Genomic DNA, 4621 nt, shown 5'->3' with positions numbered 1-4621 from the left:
CTGCTCAGGCGGTTTGCATGATTGCCGCTTTTCGCACTTTGTTAAAAAGGCTTTAGCCTATTGGTACAGCTTCTGAGTTTTGTGCCGGATGAGGGACTGGATCTCTCGCCCCTGGCGGGAATGGACAGCATCCAGAATGCCAGCTTTTCTAACATCAGAGCTGCAAGTTGGGCCCCGGTGGAGCACATTCCCAATGTGGAGAAACGTGATATTAAAGATTAACCGGTTCTGGGAGGAATGAAGCTATGTCGTTGATCGATCAGACGGAGCAGGTCTGCTATAATTGTTTCCAGCCCCTTGACGGCGCTGTGGGGCCGTGCCCGTACTGCGGGTTCGATCCGGCGGAGAATGGAGCCAGATTTCCAACGGCTCTTCCGATGGGGACCGTTTTAAATGGGCGCTACCTGACGGGGCGGGTGCTGGGCCAGGGCGGGTTCGGTATCACCTACCTGGCCTATGACACGCAGCTCCAGGCGAAGGTCGCCGTCAAGGAGTACATGCCCAGTGAGCTGGCCGCCCGGATGGGGACCACCGTGTCTGTTTTCGCCGGGTCGAAGACGGAGGATTTTACCTATGGTGTGGAGCGATTTCAGGAGGAAGCCCGGACGCTGGCAAAATTTATAGGGCATCCCAATATAGCGGGTGTTTCCAGCTGCTTTGATGAAAATAATACTTCCTACTTTGTGATGGACTACATCGAGGGAATCAGTTTTAAGAGCTACATCGCCAACGCGGGTGGAAGCGTGTCGGTGGATGAGGCACTGAACGTGATGATCCCGGTGCTGCGGGCGCTGACGGCGGTACACGCCGAGGGATTTATCCACCGGGACGTAACGCCGGACAACATCTACATATCCAGAGACGGCAACGTGAAGCTGCTGGACTTTGGGTCGGCGAGGTATTCCATCGGGGATAAGAGCAAAAGCCTGGATGTTATCCTGAAGGTGGGATACGCGCCGAAGGAGCAGTACATCCGCAGGGGGCGGCAGGGACCGTACACGGATGTATATTCCTGCGCGGCCTGCCTTTACGGGGCGCTGACGGGGGTATTGCCGCCGGAGAGCCTGGACCGGCTGGAGCAGGATGAGCTGGTCCCGGTGTCTCAGGTGCTGCCGGATATCCCGGAGTGGCTGGACAGGGCCATTTTGAAGGGACTTGCTGTCCAGCCGGAGGACCGGTTCCAATCTGCGGCCGAGTTTTTGGACGCTGTAGAGAATCAGATCGTGGTAGAGGTGCCGGGTGCCGCTCCAGCGGCGCAGGCCCCGGAGAAAAAGAGCGGCCGCATCTTCTTCATTGCCGCCGCCGTGGCGGTGCTGGCGGTGTGCGTGGGGATCGGGGCCTTCCTGGGAGGAAGAAGCCGGAGTACTGCCTATGTGCCGCCAGAGCCGCAGGCGGAGGTGCAGCAGCCTGCGGAGCCGCCGCCGGTGGAGAAAACGCCTGCACCGCAGCCGTCTGCTCCGGTGGATACCCAGTATGAGCGCCCCCTGTACCTGACCGATCCCCAGACCCAGGAGGATATCAATAAATTGGGGGAAAAGACCGATTTGACTGACCTGTCTTTTTATCTGCAGGGAGCGGAAGGCGGAGTTTACTATGATCTTTCCCCGCTGTCTAACCTGACCAATTTGAGGTCCCTGGGGATTAGTGACACCGGCTACCGGTGGGAACCGGCTTATGTCCAGTCTCTGGAACCCCTCAAAAGCCTGACCGGACTGAAAACGCTGCGGATGAACTGCCGCGGCTATGATGATTTTTCATCCTTGGAGACGTTGACGGAATTAGAGGAGCTGCATATTGAGATCGGCACTGACGGAACGACGCCCCCTGATCCCGCGGTGCTGGAGTTCCTCAGAAATATGACAAATCTGCGGGAACTGCAAGTCTACGGCTATGCCTCAAGCAGCGAAACCCGGTATCCCCTGGATCTCTCGCCTCTGGCGGACTTAAAGAATCTGAAAAAAGCAGAGTTCTACCATATCACCGCCGACTGGTCCCCAGTGGAACACCTGCCTGGTCTGGTCAGGGAAAACTGCGATTAAAGAAGGAGTGAGCGTACACCATGCCAACTACGACCCAACACCTTTGCTACAACTGCTTCCGGCAGATAGCAGACCCGACCCAGCCCTGTCCCCACTGCGGCTTTGACCTGGGGGAGAACCAGCAGAAATTCCCGGTGGCCCTGCGGGCGGGGACGGTGCTCAACGACCGCTACATCGTCGGCCGCGTTCTGGGCCAGGGCGGCTTCGGCATCACCTACGTAGCCTTCGACACCCAGCTCCAGGCCAAGGTGGCGGTGAAGGAGTACATGCCCAGCGACATGGCCACCCGCGTGGAGGGGACCACCGTGTCCGTCATGATGGACACCCGGGCGGAGGACTTTACCTACGGCGCGGAGCGCTTCCAGGAGGAGGCCCGGACCCTGGCCAAATTCATTGGCCACCCCAACATCGCCGGTGTGTCCAGCTATTTTGACCAGAACGACACCTCCTACTTCGTCATGGACTACATCGAGGGGGTCAGCTTCAAGTCCTACATCGCCAACAACGGCGGGAAGGTGTCCGTGGACGATACCCTGAACGTGATGATCCCCGTCCTTCGGGCGCTGACGGCGGTCCACGCCGAGGGCTTCATCCACCGAGACGTGACGCCGGACAACATCTACATCTCCAAGGACGGCAACGTGAAGCTGCTGGACTTCGGCTCCGCTCGATACTCCATCGGGGACAAGTCCAAAAGCCTGGACGTGATCCTGAAGGTGGGCTACGCCCCCAAGGAGCAGTACATAAGAAGAGGCCGTCAGGGGCCCTACACCGACGTGTACTCCTGCGCCGCCTGCTTCTATGCCGCCCTGACGGGCTACCTGCCCCCGGAGTCCCTGGAGCGGCTGGACCACGACGAGCTGGTGCCCGTCTCCCAGGCGGGGGTGGAGGTCCCCGAGTGGCTGGACAAGGCCATTTTGAAGGGCCTGGCCGTCCAGCCGGAGGACCGCTTCCAGTCGGCGGCGGAGTTTTTGGATGCCATCGAAAACCAGCTGGTGGTGGACGTCCCCACGGTGGGCGCCCCCGCCCAGCCGGCAAAGAAGAAGCGCAACCCCCTGGTCATCGGCGGCATCGCGGCGGCTGTCGTGGTAGCGGTCGGCCTGGGAGCCGTCCTGGGAGGCCGGGGCAGCGGGACAAGTACCGCGCCCGGCGGCTCCGGAATCTCCGGCGGAGGAGGGGACAGCGGCGGCGGTCTTGACCCCTTGATTGATATGCTGGGACCCAAGGTGACCATAGCCGGGCGGGAGTACAGCGCCGGGGCGGAGGAACTGGATTTAAGTGACGCGAGTTTATCTGATGAAGATTTGGCGGTACTGGGGGACATGACTAGCCTGAAAAAGCTGACTTTAAACGGCGACAGCCTAACAGATTTATCCCCATTGGCGGGACTTACCGGGCTGACTTATCTCAATCTTGGAGAGCATGGCCGTAATTTGGAAGATTTATCTCCGCTTGCGGGTATGACAGAGATGGAAGAACTCTATTTGCCCTCCGATCCCTACTATACAGACCTGTCGCCTTTAGCGGGTATGACAAAGTTGAAAGCTTTGTCCACGCTTGGAGTAAAGTACACAGGCAGTAATGCCATCGACAGCTTGGATTTTCTGACTAATATGAAAGATTTAGAACTACTGAATATCCCGGTAGGAAATGTGGACCTGGCTCCCTTGGCGGGGCTGACCAAGCTGCGGGAGATCGATCTGAATGGTGAACTCCATGTTAAGGACTTATCTGTATTTCAAAATATGGCCCAGCTGGAGACCTTATTGCTGCATATGAGTAATTCGGACTTGTGTACCGCCCAGGATTTCTCGTCTCTGGCCAGCTTGACGAAACTGCGCAGAGTTTGGATCAACCTCAACGGCTTGACAAGTCTAAAGGGACTGGAGGGCATGACCGAAATTACAGAACTGACGATAAATTGCAACGACGGAAAATATCCGGACCTGAATGCCCTGTCAGGTATGAAAAATCTGCGCACCCTAACGCTCAATTTTGACTGGGGCTGGAACGGAACTTTGGATGTCAGTGCTTTGGCAAATTTGGAGAAGCTCCAAACCGTAAATATATCTCCGGGTAAGAGGGTCTCCGATCCATCCGCTTTGGCTCATGTTCCCAATGTAACTCTGGCGACTTAAGCTGATTTGAACATCAACAGCTAAAAGGAGGGAATTTTTATGGCACAGATCGAATGTGGCCGGGGCCACCTCTACGACCCGGACAAAAACCCCACCTGTCCCTACTGCAACGGCGGGCAGAAGATCACCGTGGCCTCCGCCGGGCGCACCGCGCCCATCGGCCGCTCGGTGCTCTCGCCCAGCCGCACCGCCCCGGTGGGCGGCACCCCGGTGACGGCGGCCCAGAAGACCGCACCCCTGTCCGGGGTATCGGTGACGGCTCCGCAAAAAACCGCCCCCCTGTCCGGGGGCATCCCGGTTACCGCCGCCCAAAAGACCATGCCCCCCAGGGGCTACGGCGCGCCGACCCCGGAGCCTGTCCAGACCGCGCCCCCGCCCCCGCCGGGGATGGGGGTCAGCGTGGCGGCGGCAGGCAAGACGGTGGGCATGATGCAGTCTCAGATG

The 4621-nt window shown here is 58.8% G+C and carries 3 protein-coding genes; all 3 read left to right on the top strand.

The genetic code is table 11. From position 1 onward, the window contains the following. Window positions 1–245: 245 nt before the first annotated feature. Complete coding sequence (locus NFS22_RS23140; RefSeq protein ID WP_251319982.1) at window positions 246–2039, top strand: serine/threonine-protein kinase; 1794 nt, start codon at window positions 246–248, stop codon at window positions 2037–2039. A 20-nt stretch (window positions 2040–2059) separates the two neighbouring features. Further along, window positions 2060–4177 (top strand): protein kinase domain-containing protein, encoded by a 2118-nt coding sequence (locus NFS22_RS23135; RefSeq protein ID WP_251319981.1) that lies wholly within the window; start codon window positions 2060–2062, stop codon window positions 4175–4177. A 39-nt stretch (window positions 4178–4216) separates the two neighbouring features. Then, window positions 4217–4621: hypothetical protein (locus tag NFS22_RS23130; RefSeq protein ID WP_251319980.1), on the top strand; the 405-nt coding region annotated here is incomplete at its 3' end.

The organism is Flintibacter muris (assembly GCF_943192995.1).
Taxonomy (GTDB): Bacteria; Bacillota; Clostridia; order Oscillospirales; family Oscillospiraceae; genus Lawsonibacter; species Lawsonibacter muris.
Note: the sequence above shows the minus strand (reverse complement) of the source record. Positions and strands in the feature narration are given on the sequence as shown.

Bases quoted from the DNA above. Each gene is read 5' to 3' on its own strand.
- NFS22_RS23135 (WP_251319981.1), top strand. From the start codon at position 2,060: ATGCCAACTACGACCCAACACCTTTGCTACAACTGCTTCCGGCAGATA.
- NFS22_RS23140 (WP_251319982.1), top strand. From the start codon at position 246: ATGTCGTTGATCGATCAGACGGAGCAGGTCTGCTATAATTGTTTCCAG.